The following is a 24,651-nucleotide window of genomic DNA, read 5'->3' as shown; positions in this document are numbered from 1 at the left end:
TTCCGCGCCGTGTTGCGGACGTCAGCGCAGCGCGCCCTTGACGTCCTCGTACTTGTCCTTCTGCCAGGACTCCAGACCCTTAAGTTCGTTCTCCGTCATGTCGACGGTCAGGCGCTTGCCCTTCATGTGCAGCCGCTCCAGCGGCAGGACGACATCCTTGTCGCTGATGTCGGCGATGTGATCGACGTCGATCACCGCGAAGGTCTGGCCGCCCTTGCGGACGATGCCCTCGATCTCGGCGATGTCCTTGCCGTCGCTGCCGTAGACGTCCTTCCCCTTGAGTTGATCCGCGGTCATCTTCGCGACCGCCGGGTCGAGCGAGCCGTGGGTGGCCGCGACCTGCCCGGTCGCCTTGCTGTTCGGGACCTCCTTGGCGGTGGTTCCGGACATGCCTTCGGCCAGGGCCGGCGTGGCGAGCAGAAGGGCGGCGACACCACAGGCGGTGATGATCGTCTTCATGAAGCGTATTCCTTTTTTATGCCGTGTTTTTCGGGCCGTTGAGGCCAACCGTTCAACAGCGCGGTTCCGGGGGATATTCCGTGCCCCGAGGGAGTACCGCGCCAAGAGGATCATCCGCAGAAAAAGGAAAATATTCTTGACATGAAAGGGCGGATGTCCTAGAAACGCTCTTGCCAACGCCCGTCGTGCGTCCCCTCACGCGGTGGGCGGCGGCATCCCGAACCTCCCCTCCATGCCTGTCCTGAAGGAGGCGGGCCGGACAACTGAAAGGCCCGGCCCGCCTCTTTCTTTTTCGCGCTTCGCCCGCGGCCGGGCGCGCGTCCCCTTGCCCATTTCCGGGATCGGGCGCGCCTGACAACCGGGTGGCGGAATGCTTCCCGCCGGACGGGACCCCGCAGAACGCGAAAGGAATACAGTCCAATGTCCACCTCGGTCGCCCAGGCTTTCGTCAAGCAGTTCGAACGCGAAGTGCACGACGCCTACCAGCGCATGGGCTCCAAGCTGCGCAACACGGTGCGCACCAAGAACAACGTCCAGGGCGCCTCCACCGTCTTCCAGAAGGTCGGCAAGGGCACCGCCTCCACCAAGGCGCGCCACGGCGCGGTTCCGGTGATGAATCTGGACCACACGCCGGTCGAATGCACCCTCTACGACTTCTACGCCGGCGACTGGGTCGACCGGCTGGACGAGCTGAAGACCAACATCGACGAGCGGCAGATCATCGCCAGCGCCGGCGCCTACGCGCTGGGCCGCAAGACCGACGAACTCATCCTCGGCGAGTTGAACCGCTCCACCAACTTCGCAGGCGGCTCCAGCGACGGGCTGACCAAGGCGAAGGTGCTGGCGGCCTTCGAGAAGCTGGGCGAGTCCGACGTGCCGGACGACGGCCAGCGCTACGCCGTCGTCGGCTGGAAGCAGTGGAGCCAGCTTCTGGGCATCGACGAGTTCGCCAGCACCGAATATGTCGGCGCCGACGAGCTGCCCTGGCGCGGGACCCAGGCCAAGCGCTGGCTGGGCGCGCTGTGGATGCCCCATTCCGGCCTGAAGGCGGAGGGCGGCGTGCGGCTGTGCCACTGGTACCACAAGACGGCCGTCGGCCACGCCTCCGGTTCCGACGTGAAGACGGACATCTCCTGGCACGGCGACCGCGCCGCCCACTTCGTCAACAACATGATGTCGCAGGGCGCCGGCCTGATCGACGCGGCGGGCGTCGTCACCATGCGCTGCCTGGAAGCCTGACGCCCTCCCTGCCGACGATTGAAACGGAGTTTCCTCCCATGGCCTATCTTCCGAAGGACCTGAGCGTCCTTGCCTACGCCAACGGCTTCACCCTGTGGCACTACACGACGCCGGACGCCGCCACGCTGGTGGACAACAGCGGCTATTTCAACGGCGCGTCCGACCTGCTGCGCGGCGGCGACATGATCCTCGCCAACACTGGCACCGCCGGGACGCCCGCCGCCGGCGTCCTCGTGGTCGCTGCCAACGCGGCGGGGGTGGTGGACGTCACCAACCTGTCGCCCTTCGGCACGGCCAACACGGACTGACGGATTTCCCTTTGAGATTCCCTCTCCCCTCCGCTTACGCGCAAACGAAGTTTGCGCTGACGCGACAGGCGGACCTTTGGTCCGCCGGAAGCGGGGAGAGGGTCAGGGTGAGGGGGTTGTGCGTTTCGGTGCGTCCGGCACATGCGCATCCCCCTCACCGGCCCTGCGGGCCACCCTCTCCCCAGAGGGGAGAGGGCTATGGAGGCTCGTCTCCCTCTGATCGCAAGGATCGATCCCATGGCATTGACGGCTATCGGGCTGTGCAGCCGCGCGCTCATCAAGATCGGGGCGACGGCGATCACCGCCTTCGACGAGGGCACCGCCGAAGCGGAGGTCGCGGGCGCGCTCTACGAACCGGCGCGCGACGCGCTGCTCTCCGCCAACGCCTGGAGCTTCGCCACCCGGCAGGCCCGGCTGCCGCGTCTGGCCGAGGACCCGGTGGCCGATTACGGCGTGGCCTTCCAGCTTCCCGCCGATTTCCTGCGGGCGCTCGGCGCCGGGGCGGGCGGGCGGGGCCGCGGGCAGGACTACCGCATCGCCGGGCGGGCGCTGCATGCGGCGTCCGACGCGGTGGTGCTGACCTATGTCGGGCGCCCGGCGGAGGAGGACTTTCCCGCCTTCTTCGATCAGGCGCTGATCGCCCGGCTGGCGGCGGAGTTCTGCATTCCGCTGACCGAGAGCACGAGCCGGGCGGAGCTGCTGCAGCGGCTGGCCGAGAGCGAATTCCGCCGCGCCCGCCAGATCGACGCCCTGCAGGACAGCCAGCCGGGCTTCGAGGATTTCACCCTGATCGACGCGAGGGGCTGATGGCGCGGGTTCGTCAGGTGAAGACCAACTTCACGGCGGGGGAGATCTCCCGCCGGCTGCTCGGGCGCGGCGACCTGCGCGCCTACGACAACGGGGCGCTGGCGCTGCGCAACCTGTTCATTCATCCCACGGGCGGGGTGACGCGCCGCTCCGGCCTCGCCTTCGTCGATCCGGCCCACGGCGACGGGCGGCTGGTCGCCTTCGAGTTCAACACCGAGCAGACCTATCTGCTGGTTTTCTCCGAGGGGCGGATCGACGTCTACGGCAACGACGCGCCCATCGCCAGCGTGGATGCCCCCTGGACCGCCGCCCAGCTTCCCCAGATCACCTGGACGCAGAGCGCCGACACGCTGCTGATCTGCCACCCCGACGTGCCTCCGCGCAAGCTGACCCGCAGCGGCGCCGACGCCTGGGCGCTGACCGGCTGGAGCTACGTCGCGGAGAGGGAGCGGCTGGCGATGCCCTTCTACCGCTTCGCCGAGCCCGCCGTGACGCTGACCCCGTCGGGAACGGAAGGGCTGGTGACGGTGACCGCCTCCGCCGCGGTCTTCGATCCGAAGCAGGAAGGCACGCGCCTGCGCATCCAGGGCAAACAGCTCCGCGTCGAGGGGGTAGTGTCCGCGACGCAGGTCACCGCGACGGTGCTGGAGACGCTGGCCGGAACCGCCGCGACGACGGCCTGGGACGAACAGTCCTTCTCGCCGCTGCGCGGCTGGCCGGTGTCGGCGGCCTTCCACCAGGACCGGCTGGTTATCGGCGGGTCGCGCGACCTGCCGAACCGGCTGTGGCTGTCGCGCTCCGCCGACCTGTGGAACTTCGACCTGGGCACTGGGCAGGACGATGAGGCCATCGAGTTCGGCATCCTGTCCGACCAGGTGAACGCGGTGCGCGCCGTCTTCTCCGGTCGGCATCTCCAGGTCTTCACCTCGGGCGCCGAATACATGGTGTCGGGCGATCCGCTGACTCCGCAGAACATCCAGGTCCACCGGCAGACGCGCATCGGCTCGCCCGTCGACCGCTCCGTGCCGCCGCGCGATGTGGACGGGGCCACCCTGTTCGTGTCGCGCAACGGGCGGGAGATCCGCGAATTCCTCTACACCGACACCGAGGCGGCCTATCAGGCCAACGATCTGGCGCTGCTGGCCCGCCATCTGGTGGTGAGGCCGCGCGACCAGGACTACGACCAAGGCCGCCGGCTGATGTTCGTGGTGATGGAGGACGGCGCGCTGTGCGCCCTGACCGTCTACCGGCTGGAGCAGGTGACCGCCTGGACCCGGCTGGAGACCGACGGGGCGGTGCGCTCCGTCGCGGTGGTCGGGGACGAGGTCTACGCGCTGGTCGACCGCGCCGGGCGGTGGAGCGTCGAGCGCTTCGACGACGGGCTGAATCTCGACGCCGCCCTGGTCGGCGACCACGACGCCCCGACCGCGGTGTGGAGCGGGCTGGACCATCTGGAGGGGCGCACCGTCGCGGTGGTCGCCGATGGCACGGTCCGCGCCGATGCCACCGTCGCCGCCGGCAAGATCGTGCTCGACCCGCCGGCCCGCCATGTCGAGGCCGGGCTGCCCTACAGCCACCGCATCGAGCCGCTGCCGGTCAGCCTGCTGGGGCAGGCGGGCGGGACGGACGCGGTGCGGCTGGTCTCCGTCGGCTTCCGGCTGGAGGAGACGGCGGCGCTCCACGCCGACCTGGGGCGCGGCCTTCAGGAGCTGCCGCTGCACCGGACGGGGCCGCAGCCCGCAGGCGGCGTCCCCGCGCTGGTCTCCGGCGACCGCAAGCTGCGGGCGCTGGGCTGGCGGCGCGACAGCGACCGGCCGCTGTGGAGCATCCGGCAGGACGCGCCGCTGCCCTTCACGCTTTTGTCCGTAACCATGGAATTGAGGGTGAACGACTGATGGGCGGAATCACGACCCTGGCCACGGCGGCGCTGCCGCTGGCGAACTCCGTCGCCGACACGGTGGACCGCGTCTCCGGCACCTCGGACAGCGCGCGCCGGCAGCAGGCCGCCGACGAGCGCCGATACGCCTATCAAGCGGAGCAGCAACGGCTGGAATGGCAGCGCGAGGACGAACTGCGCCGCCAGGACCAGGAGCTTCAGCGCCAGAAGGAGGAGCAGGCCCGCGCCGAGGCGGAGCGGCAGCGCACCCGCGAGATGGACTGGCTGGCGCAGAGCCAGAACCTGGCCGCCCAGCAGCTCCGCACCGGGCAGGCCGCCACGCTGGCCGACAAGGAAGGGGACGCCCGCACGCGGCTGGCCCAGATGTCCACCGCCGCGCAATCCGACGAACGGCGGCGCGTGGACGCCCTGCGCCGCACCGTGGCGCGCACACGCGCCGCGCTGGGCTCCAACGGGGTCAGCGCGGCCGACGGCTCCGGTGAGGCGATCCTGCTCGGCGTCGTCAAGGACAGCGCCGCGGAGCGCGGGGAGGCGGAAGGCGCCGACCGGCTGAAACGCGAGGCCATCCAGCAGGAGGTCGACAGCGTGCGCCGCCGCAACCTGCTGGAACAGGCGCAGCTCGCCGAGCGCCAGCGGCTGGAGTTCATGAGCCGCTTCTACTGACACCCCCGGTCCATCCACAAAGCAGGAGGGGCGCAACCCATGCCCAGCGCAATCGACGTTCCGCGCGGCAACCCGCGCGTCCAGTATCTTGCCGACGGCGTGCAGACCGATTTCACCTTTCCGTTCCTGGTTTTCGAGGACAATGACCTCCAGGTCTTCCTGGGCGCGGCGCGGCAGACCACGGGCTATGCGGTGAGCGGTGCTGGGAACACGGCGGGCGGTACGGTGGCCTTCACGGAGCCGCCGGAGGCCGGGACGCCTGTCTTGCTGCGCCGCCGCCTGCCCATCGAGCGGATGAGCGATTTCCTGGAGAGCGGACCGCTTCCGGCGTCCAGCCTGAACCGAGAGTTCGACCAGCTGACCGCGGCGCTCCAGCAGGTGGCCGGCGATCAGGAGTTGATGCTGCGCTACACCGACACCGACCTGCCGGCCTCCAACCGCCTGCCGGAACGGGCGGTGCGGGCGGGGCAACTCCTGGCCTTCGATACGGTGGGAAATCCCATCGCCCGTCCGCCGGTGGACGAGGAGGCGCTGTCCACCTTCGTCGCCCCCGGCGCCGGCGCGGTGCGCCGCCCGGTGCGGGAGAAGCTGGCCGACGCCCTGTCGGTGAAGGATTTCGGAGCGGTCGGCGACGGCGTCGTCGACGACACGCGGGCGATCCAGGCGGCGCTGACCAGCGCGGACGCCGTTTATGTGCCGCCGGGCACCTACCGGATCACCAACACGCTGACGGTGGGCTACGGCCAGACGCTGTATGGGGCGGGGCAGAGGTCGGTCATCGCCGGGTCCTCGGCGGAGTTCGACCTGATCCATCTGCCGGACGGCTACGCCACGGTGAGCGGCCTGCGGCTGGAGCGGGGCGACGCCGCGGTGCGGCTGTTCGGGCGGGACGGCCCCTGCGTGCACAACACGCTGAGCGACCTGACCATCTGGGACCCGCGGGTCGGGCTGCTGTTCGACGGTTACGCCGACCCCAATTGGCCCTGCTACTGGAACATGGTTTCGCGCGTGCTGGTGGCCCGTCCGTCGCTGCACGGGGTGTGGCTGACCCGGACGGGGGAGGGCGACACGCCCAACGCCAACCGCTTCTCCATGGTGCGCGTCTACTCCCTGTCGGCGCCGATCGCCGGCTGCGGCTTCTTCGTGGAGCAGGGCAAGTACAACAACAGCTTCCAGGACTGCGAAGCCAACCTGTCGACCATGGCGCTGGCTTGCTTCCGGGTCGGCGCCAACACCGACAAGACGCTGATCCTGAATTTCTACGCCGAATCGCTGGGCGGCGTGCCCAACGTGCAGCTCGACGCCGGGTCGGTCGAGACGGCCATCGTCAACCTGCTGTCGATGTCCGCCGGCCCGGCCATCTACGATCTGTCGGGCGGCCGCTACACGGCGGTGAATGCCGGCTATCCGGAAAAGAACCGGCTGGCGCGCAGCCGCGTCTCCGAACTGGTCGTCGAGGCCCTGCGCTACGACACCGAGTATGTGGAGCCGCAAGCGGGCGGGGTGGTCGCGCTGGACCTGACCAGCTCCGTCTATCTGGTCAGCGCCTACAGCGGCGACGTGGAGCTTCGGCTGCCGGCGGCGGGGGCGGCCAACGGCCATGCGGTGACGGTGAAGCGCACCGACGCCTCCCTCCACCGACTGACCATCACCGAGGAGGGCGGGCCGGGGCCGGACGGCCGGACGGCGGCGCTGGGCAACCGCTACGACTTCGTGACCATCCTGTCGAACGGGGCCGGCTGGTGGGTGGTCGGCGGCAACAACCGGCCGGGCAACGCCCATTTCCACGACCGGCCGGGCCTGTTCGAACCGGATCTGAACCAGGGGCTGTATCTGGTCAGCGCCTTCAGCGGCGCGGTCACGGTGCGGCTGCCGCCGCCGGGGGCGCTGCACGCGGTCGGGCGCACGGTGACGGTCAAGAAGGCCGACGTGTCGGGCAACCCGGTCACCGTCACCGTGCAGGGCGGCGGCGGGCCGGACAACGCCCCGGTGTCGCTGAATGCCACCGGCAGCGCGGTGACGGCCATGTCCAACGGCGCCGGCTGGCACATTCTGGGACGGGTGGCGTGATGGAGGCGGCGGAAACGCGCAAGAAGGGCTTCTTCGCCTTCGTCCAGGACTGGAACCGGCAATCGGAGCTGACCACCCCGCGGCACCATTTGCAGATCGCGGCGTGGCTGGAGCGGCAGGCGGTCGGAGCCGGGTCCTTTGGTATCGGGCCGCGCCTGCTGCTGATGGCCTTCCGCGGGGCGGGCAAGTCGTCCATCGTCGGGCTGTTCGCAGCCTGGATGCTCTACCAGGACCCCAACCGCCGGCTGCTCGTCCTCGCGGCGGACCTGAAGCTCGCCAAGAAGATGGTGCGCAACGTCAAGCGCATCATTGAGCGTCACCCCGACACACGCGGCCTGAAGCCCCCGGCGAAGGAGCGCGACCAGTGGGCGGCCGACCAGTTCACCGTGGTTCGTCCGTTGGAACTGCGCGACCCGTCCATGGTGGCGGCGGGTGTGGGCGGCAACATCACGGGCAGCCGCGCCGACGTGGTGATCTGCGACGATGTCGAGGTGCCGCGCACCTCCGGCAGTCCGGGCAAGCGGGCCGACCTGCGTGAGAGGCTGGCCGAGATCGACTATCTGCTGGTGCCGGGCGGGGTGCAGCTCTATGTCGGGACACCGCACAGCTACTACTCCATCTACGCGGAGGAGCCGCGGACGGAGGCGGGGGAGACCCGGCCCTTCCTGGACGGCTTCGCGCGGCTGGTCCTGCCAGTCTACACCGACGGTCCGGACGGCCGGCGCCGCTACGCCTGGCCCCAGCGCTTCGGCGAGGCCCACGTCAACCGCATCCGCAAGACGACCGGCCCCAACAAATTCACCAGCCAGATGCTGCTGAAGCCGGTCAACGAGGCGGAAGGCTTCCTCGACCCTGACCGGCTGGGCCGCTACGACGGCGAGCTGGAGTATCGGGAGTCGGTGGGGCGGGCGGTGCTGACGCTGAACGGCCTGCGCATGGCCTCGGCCTCCTGCTGGTGGGACCCGGCCTTCGCCCGCCCGGCGGCGGAGGGCGGCAAGCCAGGCGATTCCAGCGTCGTCGCCGCCGTGTTCGGCGGGACGGACGGGCGCTTCTACCTGCACCGCGTGCTCTACCTGTCGGTGGACCCCGGCGATCCGGACACCGAGGCGGAGCAGCAGTGCCTCCAGGTCGCCCGCTTCCTGGAGCGGCACCACCTGCCGGCGGTGCATGTCGAGATCAACGGCATCGGGCGCTTCCTGCCCGGCCTGCTGCGCAAGGCGCTTCGGGTGGAGAAGGTCGGCGCCGCCGTGGTCGAGGAGGCCAGCCGCCGCGCCAAGGCGCTGCGCATCCGCGAGGCGTTCGACGCCCTGCTGGCCGACCGCCGGCTGCTGGCCCACGCCGCGGTGTGGGAGACGCCCTTCATCCGCGAGATGCGCGAATGGTCGCCGGACGGCCGCTACACGGGCCGTGACGACGGGCTGGACGCGGTGGCCGGCGCGCTGTCCTGCGAGCCGTTCCGCTTCGACCGCCAGACGGCGCCGGGACGGAAGCCGGACTGGCGCGCCGCGGCGGCGCCGACCCCGGTGGAGGGCTGGGACGTGTGACCGTGCCCGCAAAGCCCCTTGGTCCGTCGGGCCGCCTTCCTTGACCGGACGGCGGCCCTTTCTTTTGCCTTTTTTCCTTGGAGAACGGAGATGCAGGAGTCCATCGACCTGGCCTGGTGGATCACGGCGGTCGAACTGCCGGTCATGGGCGGGCTGTTCTGGCTGATCGCGCGGCTGCGCCGCGACGCCGAAACCGCGCTGGAAACCTTGCGGGGGCGCGCCGAGACCGCCCAGGCGCAGGTCCGCGAGAGCCTGGCCGCCTACAAGCTGGAGGTCGCCAAGACCTACGTCTCGGTTGCGACGCTGAAGGATGTGGAGCGGCGGCTGACCGACCATCTGCTGCGCATCGAGGCCAAAGTGGAAAACGGCGGCGCGCCGTTCGCCCAGCCCTATGCGCCGCCCTACGGCGACGGGGGCCGCCGATGAGGGCGCGTGTCCTGAAGCCGGAACCCGGACCGGCGGCCGCGCCGCAGGGTCCGTCCGCCGATGCTCCCGGTCAAGCCGTCGACACGCTTGCCCGCACCCTGTGGGGCGAGGCGCGCGGCGAGTCCGTGCGGGTCATGGAGGCGGTGGCGGCGGTCGTGATGAACCGCGTCGGCCGGGCGCGCGACCAGGGAGGGTGGTGGTGGGGGAACGACGTGGTCGCCGCCTGCCGCCTGCCGGGACAGTTCCCCTGCTGGGACCCGGACGCGCCGGGGCGGCTGGGATTGCTGTCGGTGACCGCCGCGGACCCGGTCTTCGCCGCCGCCCAGCGGATCGCCCGCCGCGCGGTGGCCGGTCTGCTCGACGACCCGACCGGCGGGGCGACTCACCTGCACCGGGCGGGGGCGAACCCGCAATGGGCGCAGGGGCGCAGCGTCTGTGCCGAGATCGGCGGTTTCCAATTCTACAACGACGTCGAATGACGTCCTGTTCTACAACGACGTCGAATGACGTCCTGTTCTACAACGACGTCGAATGACGTCCTGTTCTACAACGACGTCGAATGACGTCCCGTTCCGCAACGATGCCGAACGACCGCTTCCTTGCCGCGCTCCGGCGGGCCGGACAACCGCTTCCGGACCGCCGCCCCGGCAGGAGAGGCTGGAACGGACCGCTCAGGCGGCTTCCTTGAGCATCGCCAGATAGATCTTCCAGGCCGTCTCGACCGAGACGCCGCCGGCGCGCGACCCGGCCGCCAGCATCGCCGCCGAGGGCTTCAGCGGGACGGGCGTGCTGCTCGGCTCGACGGAGGCGGACAGGGGGGCGCTGTCCACGCTGGACACGATCACCCCATGGACGCGCGAATCGAGCGCGTGTTCCACCGGGTGGCGTTCCTTCACAACATTCATCGCAATCGCGTTCATGGGGCTTCTCCTTGCTTGCCCATCTCTCAGCAATCCCGATGCCAATTCTGAAAAGTTGCCTCCGACGGGGCGGATGCCTTGAGGAATCCTTGATTCTGCGGCTTTTCCGTGTGGTCGGCGGGGCGGGACACGGCGGACCGGCAAATTTTCCTTCTGCGAAATGCCGGGGGATTCCCAAGGCCGCGTTTGCAAATTGCGAAGCAAACAGCGCAACGTCCCATTCTGAAGTTATCAACGCTCCGCCGGTTCTCCCGTTTTTGCCACGGCTGGCTTTGGCGGACGGCTTTGCGGTAAGGTCGCCCCGCCATGACTGAACGGATCATCTTTCATATGTGCCGCGCCGCGGAGTGGGAACAGGCGCTCGCCGCCGGGGCCTATCACGGCTCGTCGCAGGATGCGGCGGACGGCTTCATCCATTTCTCCACCGGCGCCCAGGTCGAGGAAAGTGCCGCCAAGCACCGCGCCGGGCAGGACGGCCTCGTCCTGCTGACCGTGGACGGCGATGCACTGGGCGACGCGCTCCGGTGGGAGCCGTCGCGCGGCGGCCAGCTCTTTCCCCATCTCTACGGCCCGCTGCCGCCCGCGGCGGTGCTGCGCGCCGATCCGCTGCCGCTGGGGCTGGACGGCCGCCACGTCTTCCCGGCGACTTTCAAGGATACCGCACCGTGATCGACCTGTTTCCCATCGTCGGCCCCGTCCTGCGCAGCTTCGATCCGGAGACGGCGCACGGGCTGACCATCAAGGCCCTGTCGAGCGGGCTGATGCCGTCGGTGCGGGAGAAGGACGATCCCATCCTGCGGAGCCGGGTGTTCGGCCTGGACTTCGCCAACCCGGTCGGCCTCGCCGCCGGTTTCGACAAGAACGCCGAGGTGGTCGACGCCATGCTGCGGCTGGGCTTCGGCTTCGTCGAGGCGGGCAGCGTCACCCCCCGCCCGCAGCCCGGCAACCCCAGGCCGCGCCTGTTCCGCGCGCCGGAGCAGGGGGCCGTCATCAACCGCATGGGCTTCAACAACGAGGGGCTGGAGCCCTTCGCCCGGCGGCTGGAGCGTCGCCTGTCCGGTGGGCGCAAGGCGCCGGGACTCGTCGGGGCCAACCTCGGCAAGAACAAGGACACGGTGGAGGCGGCGGACGATTACGTCCTCGGCGTGACGCGGGTGGCGGCGCTGGCCGATTATCTGGTCGTCAACGTGTCATCCCCCAACACGCCGGGCCTGCGCGCGCTCCAGGGGCGCGACCCGCTGCGCACCCTGCTGGGCCGGGTGCTGGACGCCCGGACCGCCTGCAAGCTGGCCAAGGCGCCGCCCGTCCTGCTGAAGATCGCCCCGGACCTGACCGACGAGGACAAGGCGGACATCGCCGCCGTCGCGCTGGAGTCGGGCATCGACGGGCTGATCGTCTCCAACACCACCATTGCCCGCCCGGCGGAGATCCCGGAGCCGCTGCGCGGGGAAGCCGGCGGCCTGTCGGGCAAGCCGCTGTTCGCCCCCTCCACCGCGGTCCTGCGCGAGATGTACGGGCTGACCGGTGGCAAATTGCCGCTGGTCGGGGTCGGCGGCATCGCGTCGGGCGCCGACGCCTACGCCAAGATCCGCGCCGGTGCGTCGCTGGTGCAGCTCTACTCCGCGCTGGTCTATGCCGGGCCGGCGCTGGTACTGGCGATCCGCCGCGACCTCGCCGCCCTGCTGCGCCGTGACGGCTTCGCCTCGTTGAGCGACGCCGTGGGGGCGGACCACCGCTGAGCGGGCGCATGGCGACCCTGGCGGCCTTCCTGCATGGGCTGGCCGTCGTCGTGGCGGCGGCCTCGGTCGCCCTCGGCCTGCCGGAACTGCGGTCCGGCACCGACCCGGCGGTGGGCTGGATCGGCGGCGGGCTGGTCCTTCTGGCGGGTGGCGTCGTGGATCTGCACCGCCGGCTGGCCCGCCGGGAGCGTGAAGCCCTGCGCCGCCTGGACCGCCTTCAGAAGAGTGTGGACGCGCTGGCCGACCGGCTGGACCGGCGGGTCGCGCTGGAGACGGAGAGCGCCACCCCCGCCGCCGCCGCCGCCGCCCATGAGGCTGTCCTTCAGGAAGTGAAACTCCTGCACATGTTGGTCGCGCGGCTCGGCGAATCCCGGTCGTCGGGGGAGCGCGAACCGCCGACGACGTCCGGCCCCGTCCGGCCAGCGCCGCGGGACGCCATGCCGGCACCCCAGGCCCCGCGCTCTCCGGACCCGTCCTCCCCGGACCCGGTACCCGCGGCCGGAGCCGAAGCGCCGACGATGGATGAGGCCGCCGTCCTGGAGGCGGTGCGCGACGCGCTGGCCACCGACCGGATCGACGTCCACCTCCAGCCCATCGTCAGCCTGCCCCAGCGCAAGCACCGCTTCTTCGAGGTGTTCTCGCGCGTGCGCGCCGCCGACGGCGCGCTGATCCTGCCCGACCGTTATCTGGAGATCGCGGAGCGCGCGGGGCTGATGGCCACCATCGACAATCTGCTGCTCGTCCGCTGCATCCAGCTGATCCGCGAGACGGAGCGGCGTCAGCACGCCATCGGCTTCTTCTGCAACATGTCCGCCGCCACGCTCAGCGATGCGGCGTTCATGCGGCAGTTCCTCGACCTGATGGTCCGGAACCAGACGCTGGTGCCCAAGCTGGTGTTCGAGTTGAGCCAGCAGGAGTTGCGGGCGGGCGGGGCGGTGACCATGGGCATTCTGTCGCAGCTTGCCCGCATCGGCTTCCGCTTCTCCATGGATCGGGTGACCGATCTCGACATCGACGTGGACGCGCTGCTGCGGCACGACATCCGCTATCTCAAGCTGGATTGCGCTCTGCTGCTCGACCCCGCCATGGCCCAGCGCGTCGAGGATGTGCGCCGCCGTCTGGACGGCACGGGAATCGACCTCATCGCCGAGAAGATCGAGACGGACGCGCAGCTCGACGCGATCCTGCGCAGCGGCATCGATTTCGGCCAGGGTTATCTGTTCGGCGAGCCGCGACCGGCGCGCAGACAGCCATGAGATAATTTTGCCGTGAATTAATTTTGCAAGAAAATTCGCGGTTCGGGCGGCGGATTCGGGCCGGAAATGCCCCCGGCGCCCTTGACAGAAAGCCTGCCCGCATTAGAGATTTCGCCTCCCGGCATCCGCCGGGTGCGATGCAAACAGTCAAATGGTGACTTCGGTGACGTCCAACATCGCCATCACGCTGCCCGATGGCAGCGTGCGGGAGTTCGACCGGCCGGTGACGGGGCTTGAGATCGCCCAGTCCATCGGGCCGCGCCTTGCCAAGGATGCGCTTGCCGTCAAGCTCGACGGCGAGGTGAAGGACCTCACCACCACCGTCACGACCAACGCCAAGATCGAGATCGTCACGCGCAGTCATCCCGACGCGCTCGAGGTCATCCGCCACGACGCCGCCCACGTGCTGGCCGACGCCGTTCAGAAGCTCTATCCGGGCACGCAGGTGACCATCGGTCCGGCGATCGCCAACGGCTTCTATTACGACTTCGCGCGCGAGGAGCCCTTCACGCCCGACGATCTGGAGAAGATCGAGGCGAAGATGCGCGAGATCGTCGCCAAGGACATCCCCATCCTGCGCGAGGTCTGGACCCGCGACGATGCCATCGCCTACTTCAAGAAACTCGGCGAGCATTACAAGGCGGAGCTGATCGAGGCGATCCCGGCGGATCAGGACATCAGCGTCTACCGTCAGGACGACTGGCTGGACCTGTGCCGCGGCCCGCACGCCCCGACCACGGGCAAGGTCGGCAACGGCTTCAAGCTGATGAAGGTGGCCGGCGCCTACTGGCGCGGCGACAGCCGGAACCCGATGCTCCAGCGCATCTACGGCACAGCCTGGCGCGACGAGAAGGAGCTGAAGGCCTATCTGCACCAGTTGGAGGAGGCGGAGAAGCGCGACCACCGCCGCCTGGGCAAGGAGCTGGACCTGTTCCACGTGCAGGAGGAGGCCGTCGGCTCGGTCTTCTGGCACCCGAAGGGCTGGACGCTGTTCCGCACGCTGGAGACCTACATCCGCACCAAGCTGAGCCAGGCGGATTACGTCGAGGTCAAGACGCCGCAGCTGATCGACAGCTCGCTGTTCAAGGCGTCGGGCCACTGGGACATGTATGGCGACAACATGTTCAAGGTTTCGGCGGACGACGGCGAGAAGATGCTCGGCATCAAGCCGATGAACTGTCCGGGCCATGTGCAGATCTTCAAGCACGGGCTGCGCTCCTACCGCGACCTGCCGATCCGCATGGCGGAGTTCGGGGCCTGCCACCGCAACGAGCCGTCGGGCGCGCTGCACGGCATCCTGCGCGTGCGCGCCTTCACCCAGGACGACGCCCACATCTTCTGCACGGAAGATCAGGTGCCGACCGAGGCGGCGGATTATTTCAAGCTCCAGCTCGGCGTCTACCGGGACCTGGGCTTCGACAAGATCGCGGTGAAGCTGGCGCTGCGCCCCGACGTGCGCGCCGGCAACGACGCGGTGTGGGACCGCGCGGAGGAGGGGCTGCGCACCGCGTTGCGCTCCGCCGGTCTGGAGTTCGAGGAACTGCCGGGCGAGGGCGCCTTCTACGGCCCGAAGGTGGAGTTCCACCTGACCGATGCCATCGGGCGGACGTGGCAGTGCGGCACGCTCCAGCTCGATTTCGTGCTGCCCGAGCGGCTCGACGCCTCCTACATCGGCGAGGACGGCGCCCGCCACCGCCCGGTGATGCTGCATCGGGCCATCCTGGGGTCGCTGGAGCGCTTCATCGGCATGCTGATCGAGCATTACGCCGGCAAGTTCCCGATGTGGCTCGCCCCGGTCCAGGCGGTGGTCTGCACCATCACCAACGAGGCCGACGGCTACGGGCAGGAGGTCGTCGGCCTGCTGAAGCGCCGTGGCATCCGCGCCGCACTCGACACCCGGAACGAGAAGATCAACCTGAAGGTCCGCGAACACAGCCTTCAGAAGGTTCCCGTCCTGGTGGTCGTGGGCAAGCGCGAGGCGGAGGAGCGGACGGTCGCCCTGCGTACCCTGGGTGGTAAGGATCAGGAAGTGCTTGCCCTCGACGCCGCGCTCAATAAACTGAATGAGGAAGCGAGGTCCCCCGCGGGCGCCGCCGTCTTCGATTCGCCGTTCTAACCGACCGCACCGTTCGGGCGGCTTCCCTCCGGGAGGTCGCGCCCCGGTGGGTTGCCAGCCATGGAGAAGCGTCCATAGCCAGGATACCGTCCGAAGCCGCTCCCACCCGCGATGGACCTCGGGTGAACCGGGAGATCACGGCACGCTCCATCCGTCTCGTCGGCGCCGATGGCGAGATGGTGGGCGTCGTTTCGTTGCGCGATGCGCTGCTGGCCGCTGAGGATGCGGGCCTCGACCTCGTCGAGATCGCTCCTCAGGCGGAACCGCCTGTCTGCAAGATCCTCGACTATGGCAAGTACAAGTACGAGGCGCAGAAGAAGGCCGCCGAGGCGCGCAAGAAGCAGAAGATCATCGAGGTCAAGGAGATAAAACTCCGACCCAACATCGATGACAACGATTACGACGTGAAGATGCGCTCGGCCCGCCGCTTCCTTGAGGAAGGCGACAAGGTCAAGGTGACCATGCGCTTCCGTGGACGCGAGATGGCGCACCAGGATCTTGGCATGAAAGTGCTGGTCCGCGTGCGCGACGAGCTGGACGAGTTGGCGAAGGTCGAGCAGATGCCGAAGCTCGAGGGCCGCCAGATGATCATGGTCCTCGCTCCGCGGTGACCCTTCGGCGCGAAGGCCCGACCGCCTTGCGCGGAGCACACGCGTCCCAAAAAATGGCCCGCCGGTTTCGGCGGGCTTTTTTGTTGGGCGGCTGTGCCCTTGCAGCCTTTCGCAATTACGGGGTAGCGGCATTGTGAAAGCGGGGCGGTGCGCCGACGTGAGGCACACTCCGCCTCCAACATCCGGCCTATGCCCCGACCATCCCTGTTCCGCCGCGCCGCCCTGGCCCTGACGCTCGCTCTGCCGCTGCTGTCCGGTCTCTCCGCACCGCCTTCCGCCCAGGCGATGGAGCTGTTCGGGGGCGAGTTCCGCACCGTCGACGACGTGTTGGCCTACAACCGCGGCCACGGTGTGCGCTTCCTCGACCGGCAGGGGCGCTTCATCGGGTCCATCGGCGAGACGTACGGCGACACGCTGACGCTGGAGAAGCTTCCGAAGCACCTGATCCAGGCGCTGATCGCCAAGGAGGACCGGCGCTATCTGGAGCATGACGGCATCGACTTCCAGGGTCTGGCCCGAGCGCTGGCCGTGGCGGTGACCTCCGGCCGCTTCAGCCAGGGCGGCAGCACGCTGACCCAGCAGACGATGAAGCTGATCTTCCTCAACCGCTACAACCGCTGGTCCCGCAAGGCGTACGAGCTGTACAGCGCCAGCGACTTCGAGGAACAGCTCGGCAAGAAGAACGTCCTGTACCTGTACCTCAACCGCGCCTATTTCGGTTTCGGCGCGTACGGGGTGGACGCCGCGGCCCGCGTCTTCTTCGGCAAGCCGGCGGGCAAGCTATCGCTGAAGGAATCGGCGATGCTCATCGGTTCGCTGCCCGCCCCCTCCCGTCTGAACCCCTTCGCCGATCTGGAGAAGGCGGAGGCCAAGGCCGCGCTGGTGCTCGACGCCATGGCCGACGCGGGCTTCATCACCGAGCGCACGGCGGAGCAGACCAAGCGCCAGCGGCCCATGCTGGCCGCGACCAACAAGGCGGCGATCCTCTCCACCGGCCATTTCCGTGGGACGGCCAAGGCCCGCTTCGACCGTTTCGCCGCCGACCGTTACGGCGGCGACCTTCCGGGGCCGACCTTCACCGCGCGCACCACGCTCGACCGCGATCTTCAGGCCGCCGCCCTGCGCAGCGTGGAAACCACAATGAAGCGCCACGCCAAGAGCCTGGGCGGTGCCGAGGTTGCTCTGGTCGCGCTGGACGGCGACGGGGCGATCCTGGCGATGATCGGCGGGCGCGACGCGGCGGCCCGGCGCGACCACTTCAACCGGGCGCTTCAGGCCCGCCGCCAGCCCGGCTCGGCCTTCAAGCTGTTCGTCTTCCTGGCGGCGCTGGAGCGCGGGCTGACCCCGGACTCCCGTGTCGACGGCTCGCGCATGGAATTCACGGACGGGCGGGCCATCCGCAATTTCGACAACCGCTACCCGTCGTCGCTGACGCTGGCCGACGCCTTCGCCCATTCCACCAACACGGCGTCCGCCCGCCTGACCCGCGGCCACGCGGAGGAGGTCGCCGCTGCCGCCCGCCGTCTCGGCGTCGAATCGCCGCTGGAGCCGGATCTCGGCCTCGCGCTGGGCGTCAGCGAGGTGTCGCTTCTGGAGATCACCCAGGCCTACGCGGCGGTCGCCAACGGCGGCAGCAAGGTTGTCGGCCATCTGTTCCAGCGCATCGGCGACCCCGCCGGGCGGACGATCTACAGCTACACCCCGCAGACAGCGGAACGGGTGATCGACCCGCAGAGCGCCGCCACCCTGAAATCGATGCTGGCCGAGGTGATGCGGGACGGCACCGGCAAGACGGCCCGCCTGCCGGCGGCGCTCGCCAAGCGGGGGGCGGGGGGCAAGACCGGCACCACCAACGATTACCGGGACGCCTGGTTCGTCGGCTTTGCCGACGGTGTGGCCGGGCGCGGCCTGACGGTGGGGGTGTGGGTCGGCAACGACGGCAACACGCCGATGAAGGGGGTGACCGGCGGCTCCGTTCCGGCGGAGATCTGGCGCCGCTTCATGGTCGAGGCCGCCCGTGTGAAAGGTTAGCGGCCCTTCGCTCCGGCGAGCAGGGACGCGCCGACGAAGCCCAGCGCCCGTCCGTTCCGCCCGACCTCGTACCAGGACCCGAAGGCGGCCATCACGGTGACCATTTCCCCCCGCTCCAGGACGTCCGCCACCTTGGCGTCGCAGAAGGGAGCGACGCGCAGGTTCGCGGCGGCGCGGACGCGCACCCGCGTCCCCACGGCGATGGCCGGGCGGCGCGCTTCGGCGCTGAGCTCCGCGCTGATGCGGCCGGGCAGGGCGCAGCCGCGATCCTCCTTCGACGCCTTGGCGTAGCCGCCCTTGAATCGGTTCGTGAATCGGTTCGCCGGCGCACGTTCCGCGACCGTCGTGGGAGCCGCCGGGCCTGAGGGTTTGCGGGCGGGCAGGGGGGGGGCGGTTTCGGTTTCGGCCGGCGCCGGGGGCTCCATCCTGGGGGCGGCGGCGTTGGTCGGTTCCGCCGCCGACGGCGCGGGTGGCGTCGGAACCGGCAACGGAAGCAGCGGTGCCAGGGCCTGCGGCGTGGCCTTTCCCACCGCTCCCAGTGGCGTCAGCCGGGGCAGCACGGCGGTCGGCGGTGGGCGCGGGGTGAAGGTCGCTTCGGCCTCGTCCGCCCGCGCCGAAGGGCCGCCGAGCAGCGCCAGCAGGCCGAGGAGGGGAAGGGCGACCCGGCGCATCCGCCGCCTCAATCCACGACGACGCGGGCGACCAGCGCGGGCAGGGTCTGGCAGCGGAACAGCCCGTCCAGGGTCTGCTGCTCGGTCAGGCGCAGCGACAGGGCGCAGCCATAGGCGTTCACCGTCAGCGTGGTCTGCGCCAGCGTGCCGATGGCGGCGGAGGGCTTGGCGATGCTGTAGCCGGGGGCGCCCAGACGTCCCGCGAGCGCGCCGTTGACCGGGTTGACGGAATCGATCTCCAGCGTCAGCGGACCCAGATTGTTCAGCACCGTTTCCGAATGCGGGTCCTCCTTCGTCGCGTAGAGCTGCACCGGCACCGCCTTGCGGCGGGCGATCCAGTCCTTCAACGCCAGATTGCCCAGCACCGGGTCACGGCTTTGCAGCGCCGCCTCCATGGCGATCTGGCGCAGCGACGGGTCGTTGCCGCCCAGCGCCGCCTCATAGGCAGCGATCCGCGCCGGGCGGTCGGCGCCCAGAATCCGTGCGCGCAGGTCGGCGATCCGCGCCGCACGGGCCTCCTCCTGCCGCCGTTCGGCGGCGGCGCGCTCCTCCTCCGCCTTGGTCGCGGCGGCCTGCCGGGCGAGCAGATCCTCCTCGCGGCGGCGTCGGGCGTCCTCCTCCGCGCCGCGGGCTTCGGCGTCGCGGGCGATCTGCTCGCGCAGGCGGTTGGCCTCGGCGGAGCCGGACAGCACCGGGCGGCCGGGAAGCTCCTCCAGCGGTTGGCCGATGCCTTCCAGCACCTCGGGATTCCGCAATTCGATGCGCGCGCTCCAGCCGTTGGGGCCGCGCGTGGCCAGCGCCGTGGCGGTCAGCGCCTTCTCCAGCCCGGCCTCGGCGACGGGGCGGATGAAGGTGACGGCGCCGTCCCGGCTTTCCACCACATAGGTCGGCTTGGCGAGCCGCAGCTTGGCCCCGATTCGGACGGCGGTTCGCGAGTCGGCGGATTTCGCGGCGGCCTTGCCGTCGGACGCCGGGGCGGGAATCAGGTCCGCCGTCACTTCCTCGACGGTCCAGAGGGGCGGGACGAGGCGCGACACCTCGGCGCGGATGCGGTCGATGGGCAGGTCGGACGCGCGGGCCGGCAGGACGGGCGCCAGCCCGGCCATCAGCGTCACCGCGATCCCCCACGCCGCCGGTCGCACCATCGCTCGTTCTCCACCGGAAGTGACCACTACAGCTTGTGTCGGTTCGTCCAGGCACTGGTACAGCGAAGCCGCCCGCGAAGGGAAGCGGCTTTTGCCTGGGTCGGGGCCTTGCTGAGGCTGGAACGGTGAACTCCGGGCCGGGATCGCGACCACCGGTCGAAATTGGCTTTGTGCCCACACGCCGCTTGCAATATCATCATACAAGTGAATGTATATTCGCCGGAAACGCGAGCGCCTTTCCGCAACGGCAGGGGACCAAGGGCAACGATATGGCGGGCAGACAGGAGAACAAGGAAGGGCCGGTCCTGGTCTGTCGCAATGTCAAGGTATCGGGCCGACGCACCAGTCTTCGGATGGAGCCCTACATTTGGGAATCCTTGAAGGAAATCTGTGAGCGTGAGGGGCTGGCCCTGAACGATATCTGCACCCAGATCGATCAACGGCGCGGGGAGGCGAATTTGACCGCTTCCATCCGCGTTTTCATCGTCAGCTATTTCCGCAACGCCATCGGAAGCCGCGGCTTCTCCGAAGACGGGCCGTCCAGCATTCTGCGCAAGGCCATGGACGACGCCATCCCGCCCTTCGACTGAACGGAGGGGCGGGACGCCTTGCGATCTACCAAGCGATCTACCAAGCGTTCGGCCAGGCGCTCTACCAGCGCAGGCTGGGCAGGCCGTAGGTCGGCTGGTGGCCGGAAGCCGCTGCGGCGGCGGCCAGCTTGGCCGGATCGACGGCCGCGCCCCAGGCGCCGCCCAACTCTTCGCGATGAATGCCGAAGGTGACCAGCGCGACGTCGATCCCGGCGGCGTTGGCCCCGGCGACGTCGGTGCGCAGGCTGTCGCCCACGGCCAGGATGCGCCGCTTGTCCTTGATGCCCATCAGCGACAGGCAGCGGTCATAGACCGGGGCTTGCGGCTTGCCGTGCCAGAACACCTCGCCGCCCATCGCCTCGTAGCGCTGGGCCAGCGTGCCGGCGCAGATGACCATCTGTTCGCCGACCATCACGATCAAGTCGGGGTTGGCGCAGACCATCGGCAGGTTGCGGCGGCGGCAGGCCTCCAGCGCCGGCTCGTAGGCCGACAGCGGCTCCCCGAAGTCGACGATGCCGGTGTTCACGACGAAATCGGCCTCTTCCGGCGATGCTGCGAGCGTGTAGTCCAGCCCCTCGTACACATCCATGTCGCGGTCCGGACCGATGTGGTAGAGCCGCCGGCCCAGTGCTGCGTGCCACGGGTCGTCGCGGTCGCGCAGCGCGTCGTAGGCGGCCTCGCCCGAGGTCATGACATGGTGGTAGCGCTCGCGCCCGATCCCCATGCCCTCCAGCTTGGCGATGACGCCGCCGGTGCGGCGCGGCGCGTTGGACAGCAGGCAGATCACCTTGCCCGCCGCGCGCAGCCGGTCCAGGCACTCCGGCACGCCGGGATAGGGCTGTTCCCCGTCGTGCAGGACGCCCCACAGGTCGAGGATGACCCCGTCGTAACGGTCGATGACGGAGGCGATGCCGGAAAGCTGGACGATGTCGGTCATGATGTCCGGTGGTGTGACGGGCGGGAGAAGGAGCGGCGGCTCAGCGGCGGCTCAGCGGCCTTGCGTGGGGCGATTGGCCGGAGCGCGTTTGGGCTCGGCGAGAAGCTCCGCATAGACGGCCAGCGTGTCGGCGCACATGCGCTGCTTGGTGTAGCGCTCGGCGACGAAGGCGCGGGCGCGGGCGCCGATGGCGTCGCGCTGCTCCGTCGTCAGGGACAGCGCCTCGTCCAGCGCCTTGGCCAGCGCGTCGGGGTCGGCGGGCGGCACCACCCAGGCGGTTTCGCCGGGAATCACGGTTTCCTGATAGGCGCCGATGGCGGAGACGATCACCGGCCGGCCCATCGCCTGCGCCTCGACGATCACCCGCCCGAAGGCCTCCGGCTCCTGCGAGGCGGAGACGACGACGGTGGACAGCCGGTAGGCGGCGGCCATGTCGTTGCAGTGGTCGGTCATCGTGACGACGCCCTCCAGCCCGGCGCGGCGCACCTGTTCCTCCAATTCCTGCCGGTAGCCGGTGCGGCCCTGGTCGGACCCGACGAGCAGCGCGCAGACGTCCTTGCGCCCCAGCTTCGCCAGCGCGTCGATCAGCACCGTCTGGCCCTTCCAGCGGGTCAGGCGGCCGGGCAGCAGGATCACCGGCTTGTCGTCGGGCAGGCGCCATTTCTGGGCGAGCTGGATCATCCGGGCGGAGTTGACCCGTTCCGGCGCGAAGGACAGCGGGTCGATGCCGCGGTGGATGGTGCGGATGACCGCCGGATCGACCGCGTAGTTCTCCAGGATGTGGCGGCGGATGAAGCCGGAGATGGCGATGATCCGCTCGCCCCGCGCCATCACCGAATTGTACCAGCGCTTCAGCCCGTTCTTGTAATTGTACGGTGCGTGGAAGGTGGTCATGTAGCGCGCGCCGGTCGCCTGGCAGGCCAGCCAGGCGCTCCAGGCCGGGGCGCGGGAGCGGGCGTGCACGATGTCCACGCCGTTCTCCCGGATGATCGCCTCCAGCTTGCGCGCGTTGCGGCGGATGACCAGCGGGTTCTTCGAGGCCAGCGGCAGGGTGATGTGGCGGATGCCGGCGCGGTCCAGCTCCGCCGCCATCGGCCCGCCTTCGGACGCCACCAGCGGCAGCGCCCCGGCCTGGGCCAGCGCCAGCGCCACGTCGATGCAGCCGCGCTCGGCCCCGCCGGTGACCAGCGCCGGAAGCACCTGGAGAACGACGGGGCGGCGCCCGCCCGCCGCGAAGGCGCCGGCCGGGTTGCGCGGGTCCTCGCCGGTGCTAAGCTGGGATTCGACGTCCATAGTCACAGATTCCTAAAGTCCTGGCCCACAGAGGTGTCCGATCATGACCGAACCCGCAGCCGGCCCCGTCCCGTCGCCGGGCGGCGCGCACCATAGCCTGAAGCGCGGCGCCGCGACCATAGCCTATCGTCACACCCCCGGCCGCGACCCGGAAGGTCTGGCCCCCGGCGTGATGTTCCTCGGCGGCTTCATGTCGGACATGACCGGCAGCAAGGCGCTGGCCCTGGAGGCCTGGGCGGTGGGCGAGGGGCTGTCCTTCACCCGGTTCGACTATCAGGGGCATGGCGCCTCCAGCGGGCGGTTCGACGAGGGCACCATCGGGCTGTGGGCCGACGACGCGCTGGCCGTGCTGGACCGCGTCACAGTGGGGCCGCAAATTCTCGTCGGCTCCTCGATGGGCGGCTGGATGATGCTGCTGACCGCGCTGCGCCGTCCGGAGCGTGTGGTCGGCTTGGTCGGCATCGCCGCCGCCCCGGACTTCACGGAGGATCTGATGTGGGATCTCTTCGACGAGTCCGTCCGCCGCGAGATCCTGGAGGCGGGCCGCTGGCTGCGGCCCTCCGACTATGGCCCGGAACCGCAGCCGATCACCCGCGCCCTGATCGAGGATGGGCGCAACCATCTGCTGTTGCGCCAACCCATTGCTTTCGACAAGCCGGTGCGCCTGTTGCACGGCATGGCCGACCCCGACGTGCCCTGGCAGGTCAGCCTGACCTTGGCCGATCGGCTGAGCAGCGCGGATGTGCGGGTGACGCTGGTGAAGGACGGCGATCACCGCCTGTCGCGCGATCAGGACATCGATCTGCTGTGCCGCACGGTGGGTGATCTGGTCCGCGGTCTCGACTGAGGAAAGGGGGCTTCGATCCGCCTCGCGGATCATCCCTAAGGCGGTGCAAGATTTTTCCAAAAAGTGATATCAGGGGCTTGCGCGCCGCCTTCGGGCTGGATATAAACGCGGCCTCTGCGGAGGGGTGGCCGAGTGGTTGAAGGCGCACGCCTGGAAAGTGTGTATACCTCAAAAGGGTATCGAGGGTTCGAATCCCTCTCCCTCCGCCAGTTTTCTTCTGTTTGCTCACGCGCCTGATTTTCTTGTGTATTCCCTAGAAAAGCAGGTGGGCGGAAGGCGCGGATGGGGCACGGTTCGGCCCTCCGTCAAGCCGTCGGCGACGGTCAAAAGAGCCTCCGACGACATCTCTGTTCACGACTCGCCAACGGGCTTTCAACGCTCCTGTTGTTGATGGCAGTGCCGCTCCCGTACCGAACACAGTGCCGCCGTGGACCCTTCCAGAGGCCATGCTCGGGGCTGAGCAGCGGGCGGTTCACGTCATGCCCAATGTCCGAGACATCGAGGCTGCCCGGAACCGGCGTTGAGCCAAATCTGGCATCGTGGCGGAGGCGCTCGATGGAAACCATCGAGCGCCTTGCGCCTCACTGGCCGAGGGTCAGCTGGATGGCTTTTTCCAACTCCGCCTTCTTCTTTTCCAACGCTTGAATCTGCCGGTCCTTGTCGGCGGCGTCGGCCGGTGTGGAGACCCCGCCGGCCTTCATCTTGAAGTCCAGCTCCGTGATGTCGCGGTTGAGGTCGTCGGCTTCCGCCCGCATCCGCCGGTATTCGGATTCGCTCAGCTTCTTGCTGCGCCGGGCGCGGTCGAGATCCTGGCGGACCGTGCTCAACTGCGTCTGGGCCGCGGCGATGCGGCGCTCGTTGCGGTCGATGTCGCGCTGGGTGGACACCAGCTGGTCGTTGAGATCGGTGTTCTGCGCCTTGGCGGATACATACTGCTGGCGTGCCGCGGCCTCGCGCGCCTGCGGCCCGCCGGCGCGCAGGTCGGCCTTCTGGTCGATGTAGGTGCTCACGCAGCCGCTCAGCAGCAGGGTCAGGCCCCCGGCAAGGAAGATGGCTCTCGTCCGTCCGATCATCACGGTGCC

The 24,651-nt window shown here is 69.4% G+C and carries 24 protein-coding genes and 1 tRNA gene; 18 read left to right on the top strand and 7 right to left on the bottom strand.

Annotated features, from left to right (window positions below; translation table 11 throughout):
* Window positions 1–21 precede the first annotated feature (21 nt).
* Window positions 22–459 carry a PRC-barrel domain-containing protein gene (locus tag JJL56_RS06350; protein WP_186452764.1) on the bottom strand — a complete coding sequence of 146 codons (438 nt, stop codon included), beginning with the start codon at window positions 457–459 and terminating at the stop codon, window positions 22–24.
* 420 nt (window positions 460–879) lie between these two features.
* Between JJL56_RS06350 and JJL56_RS06345 the strand changes: the two genes are divergently transcribed.
* The 9 genes from JJL56_RS06345 to JJL56_RS06305 all read left to right on the top strand — a co-directional run bounded on the left by JJL56_RS06345 (window position 880) and on the right by JJL56_RS06305 (window position 9,892).
* Complete coding sequence (locus tag JJL56_RS06345; RefSeq protein ID WP_145622800.1) at window positions 880–1,698, top strand: phage capsid protein; 819 nt, start codon at window positions 880–882, stop codon at window positions 1,696–1,698.
* A 38-nt stretch (window positions 1,699–1,736) separates the two neighbouring features.
* Window positions 1,737–2,006, top strand: a complete 270-nt coding sequence (locus tag JJL56_RS06340; protein ID WP_145622799.1) for a hypothetical protein — start codon at window positions 1,737–1,739, stop codon at window positions 2,004–2,006.
* A gap of 237 nt (window positions 2,007–2,243) precedes the next feature.
* A complete protein-coding gene (locus JJL56_RS06335) occupies window positions 2,244–2,813 on the top strand; it encodes a phage connector family protein (protein WP_145622798.1) in 570 nt (189 codons plus the stop codon).
* On the top strand, window positions 2,813–4,708 hold the full coding sequence (locus tag JJL56_RS06330; RefSeq protein ID WP_145622797.1) for a phage tail protein: 1,896 nt from the start codon (window positions 2,813–2,815) through the stop codon (window positions 4,706–4,708). The genes JJL56_RS06335 and JJL56_RS06330 overlap by 1 nt, the downstream gene beginning before the upstream one ends.
* Window positions 4,708–5,373 (top strand): hypothetical protein, encoded by a 666-nt coding sequence (locus tag JJL56_RS06325; RefSeq protein WP_145622796.1) that lies wholly within the window; start codon window positions 4,708–4,710, stop codon window positions 5,371–5,373. Before JJL56_RS06330 ends, JJL56_RS06325 begins: the two co-directional genes overlap by 1 nt.
* Before the next feature lie 39 nt (window positions 5,374–5,412).
* Window positions 5,413–7,443 (top strand): glycosyl hydrolase family 28-related protein, encoded by a 2,031-nt coding sequence (locus JJL56_RS06320; RefSeq protein ID WP_200484612.1) that lies wholly within the window; start codon window positions 5,413–5,415, stop codon window positions 7,441–7,443.
* The gene (gene terL, locus JJL56_RS06315; protein ID WP_200484610.1) at window positions 7,443–8,987 is read left to right on the top strand and encodes a phage terminase large subunit; all 1,545 of its coding nucleotides are present in this window, start codon (window positions 7,443–7,445) and stop codon (window positions 8,985–8,987) included. The genes JJL56_RS06320 and terL overlap by 1 nt, the downstream gene beginning before the upstream one ends.
* 90 nt (window positions 8,988–9,077) lie before the next feature.
* Window positions 9,078–9,413 carry a hypothetical protein gene (locus JJL56_RS06310; protein ID WP_145622794.1) on the top strand — a complete coding sequence of 112 codons (336 nt, stop codon included), beginning with the start codon at window positions 9,078–9,080 and terminating at the stop codon, window positions 9,411–9,413.
* Window positions 9,410–9,892 carry a cell wall hydrolase gene (locus tag JJL56_RS06305; protein WP_200484608.1) on the top strand — a complete coding sequence of 161 codons (483 nt, stop codon included), beginning with the start codon at window positions 9,410–9,412 and terminating at the stop codon, window positions 9,890–9,892. The genes JJL56_RS06310 and JJL56_RS06305 overlap by 4 nt, the downstream gene beginning before the upstream one ends.
* 192 nt (window positions 9,893–10,084) lie before the next feature.
* Here the strand turns inward: JJL56_RS06305 and JJL56_RS06300 are convergent, their stop codons facing one another.
* A complete protein-coding gene (locus JJL56_RS06300) occupies window positions 10,085–10,333 on the bottom strand; it encodes a hypothetical protein (RefSeq protein WP_145622792.1) in 249 nt (82 codons plus the stop codon).
* A 306-nt stretch (window positions 10,334–10,639) separates the two neighbouring features.
* On the opposite strand from JJL56_RS06300, the gene JJL56_RS06295 reads away from it, so the two are divergent.
* The 6 genes from JJL56_RS06295 to JJL56_RS06270 all read left to right on the top strand — a co-directional run bounded on the left by JJL56_RS06295 (window position 10,640) and on the right by JJL56_RS06270 (window position 18,086).
* Entirely contained in the window at window positions 10,640–11,002 is a 363-nt protein-coding gene (locus tag JJL56_RS06295) for a DUF952 domain-containing protein (protein WP_200484606.1), read from the top strand.
* Window positions 10,999–12,072, top strand: coding sequence for a quinone-dependent dihydroorotate dehydrogenase (locus JJL56_RS06290; RefSeq protein WP_145622790.1), 1,074 nt, complete (start codon window positions 10,999–11,001; stop codon window positions 12,070–12,072). The genes JJL56_RS06295 and JJL56_RS06290 overlap by 4 nt, the downstream gene beginning before the upstream one ends.
* 8 nt (window positions 12,073–12,080) lie before the next feature.
* A complete protein-coding gene (locus JJL56_RS06285; RefSeq protein WP_200484604.1) occupies window positions 12,081–13,328 on the top strand; it encodes an EAL domain-containing protein in 1,248 nt (415 codons plus the stop codon).
* Between the two features lie 151 nt (window positions 13,329–13,479).
* Window positions 13,480–15,444 (top strand): threonine--tRNA ligase, encoded by a 1,965-nt coding sequence (gene thrS, locus JJL56_RS06280; RefSeq protein ID WP_145622788.1) that lies wholly within the window; start codon window positions 13,480–13,482, stop codon window positions 15,442–15,444.
* 83 nt (window positions 15,445–15,527) lie between these two features.
* Window positions 15,528–16,055 (top strand): translation initiation factor IF-3, encoded by a 528-nt coding sequence (gene infC, locus JJL56_RS06275; protein WP_145622787.1) that lies wholly within the window; start codon window positions 15,528–15,530, stop codon window positions 16,053–16,055.
* 189 nt (window positions 16,056–16,244) lie between these two features.
* Window positions 16,245–18,086, top strand: a complete 1,842-nt coding sequence (locus JJL56_RS06270) for a transglycosylase domain-containing protein (RefSeq protein ID WP_200484602.1) — start codon at window positions 16,245–16,247, stop codon at window positions 18,084–18,086.
* On the opposite strand, the gene JJL56_RS06265 is transcribed toward JJL56_RS06270, so the two are convergent.
* Together JJL56_RS06265 and JJL56_RS06260 are read right to left on the bottom strand one after the other, a co-directional pair.
* On the bottom strand, window positions 18,083–18,757 hold the full coding sequence (locus JJL56_RS06265) for an SH3 domain-containing protein (RefSeq protein ID WP_200484599.1): 675 nt from the start codon (window positions 18,755–18,757) through the stop codon (window positions 18,083–18,085). The genes JJL56_RS06270 and JJL56_RS06265 overlap by 4 nt on opposite strands.
* Before the next feature lie 8 nt (window positions 18,758–18,765).
* Window positions 18,766–19,902, bottom strand: a complete 1,137-nt coding sequence (locus JJL56_RS06260; RefSeq protein WP_200484598.1) for a hypothetical protein — start codon at window positions 19,900–19,902, stop codon at window positions 18,766–18,768.
* A 269-nt stretch (window positions 19,903–20,171) separates the two neighbouring features.
* Here JJL56_RS06260 and JJL56_RS33625 point away from each other — a divergent pair, with 269 nt between their 5' ends.
* Window positions 20,172–20,492, top strand: coding sequence for a ribbon-helix-helix domain-containing protein (locus JJL56_RS33625; protein ID WP_145623333.1), 321 nt, complete (start codon window positions 20,172–20,174; stop codon window positions 20,490–20,492).
* 61 nt (window positions 20,493–20,553) lie between these two features.
* On the opposite strand, the gene JJL56_RS06250 is transcribed toward JJL56_RS33625, so the two are convergent.
* Both JJL56_RS06250 and JJL56_RS06245 read right to left on the bottom strand, forming a co-directional pair.
* Window positions 20,554–21,429, bottom strand: a complete 876-nt coding sequence (locus JJL56_RS06250) for a TIGR01459 family HAD-type hydrolase (protein WP_200484596.1) — start codon at window positions 21,427–21,429, stop codon at window positions 20,554–20,556.
* Window positions 21,430–21,480: 51 nt separating this feature from the next.
* Window positions 21,481–22,722, bottom strand: coding sequence for a glycosyltransferase family 4 protein (locus tag JJL56_RS06245; protein WP_145622783.1), 1,242 nt, complete (start codon window positions 22,720–22,722; stop codon window positions 21,481–21,483).
* 43 nt (window positions 22,723–22,765) lie between these two features.
* On the opposite strand from JJL56_RS06245, the gene JJL56_RS06240 reads away from it, so the two are divergent.
* Together JJL56_RS06240 and JJL56_RS06235 are read left to right on the top strand one after the other, a co-directional pair.
* Window positions 22,766–23,569: an alpha/beta hydrolase gene (locus JJL56_RS06240; RefSeq protein ID WP_200484594.1), complete on the top strand. Its 804-nt coding sequence runs from the start codon at window positions 22,766–22,768 to the stop codon at window positions 23,567–23,569.
* A 118-nt stretch (window positions 23,570–23,687) separates the two neighbouring features.
* Window positions 23,688–23,778 (top strand) — tRNA-Ser (locus JJL56_RS06235).
* Window positions 23,779–24,150: 372 nt separating this feature from the next.
* Here JJL56_RS06235 and JJL56_RS06230 read toward each other — a convergent pair.
* Window positions 24,151–24,642: a hypothetical protein gene (locus tag JJL56_RS06230; protein WP_200484592.1), complete on the bottom strand. Its 492-nt coding sequence runs from the start codon at window positions 24,640–24,642 to the stop codon at window positions 24,151–24,153.
* Window positions 24,643–24,651: the final 9 nt, after the last annotated feature.

It is taken from the genome of Azospirillum aestuarii (assembly GCF_016632405.1).
GTDB classification, from domain to species: domain Bacteria; phylum Pseudomonadota; class Alphaproteobacteria; order Azospirillales; family Azospirillaceae; genus Azospirillum; species Azospirillum aestuarii.
This window is presented reverse-complemented; position numbering and strand designations above follow the sequence as displayed.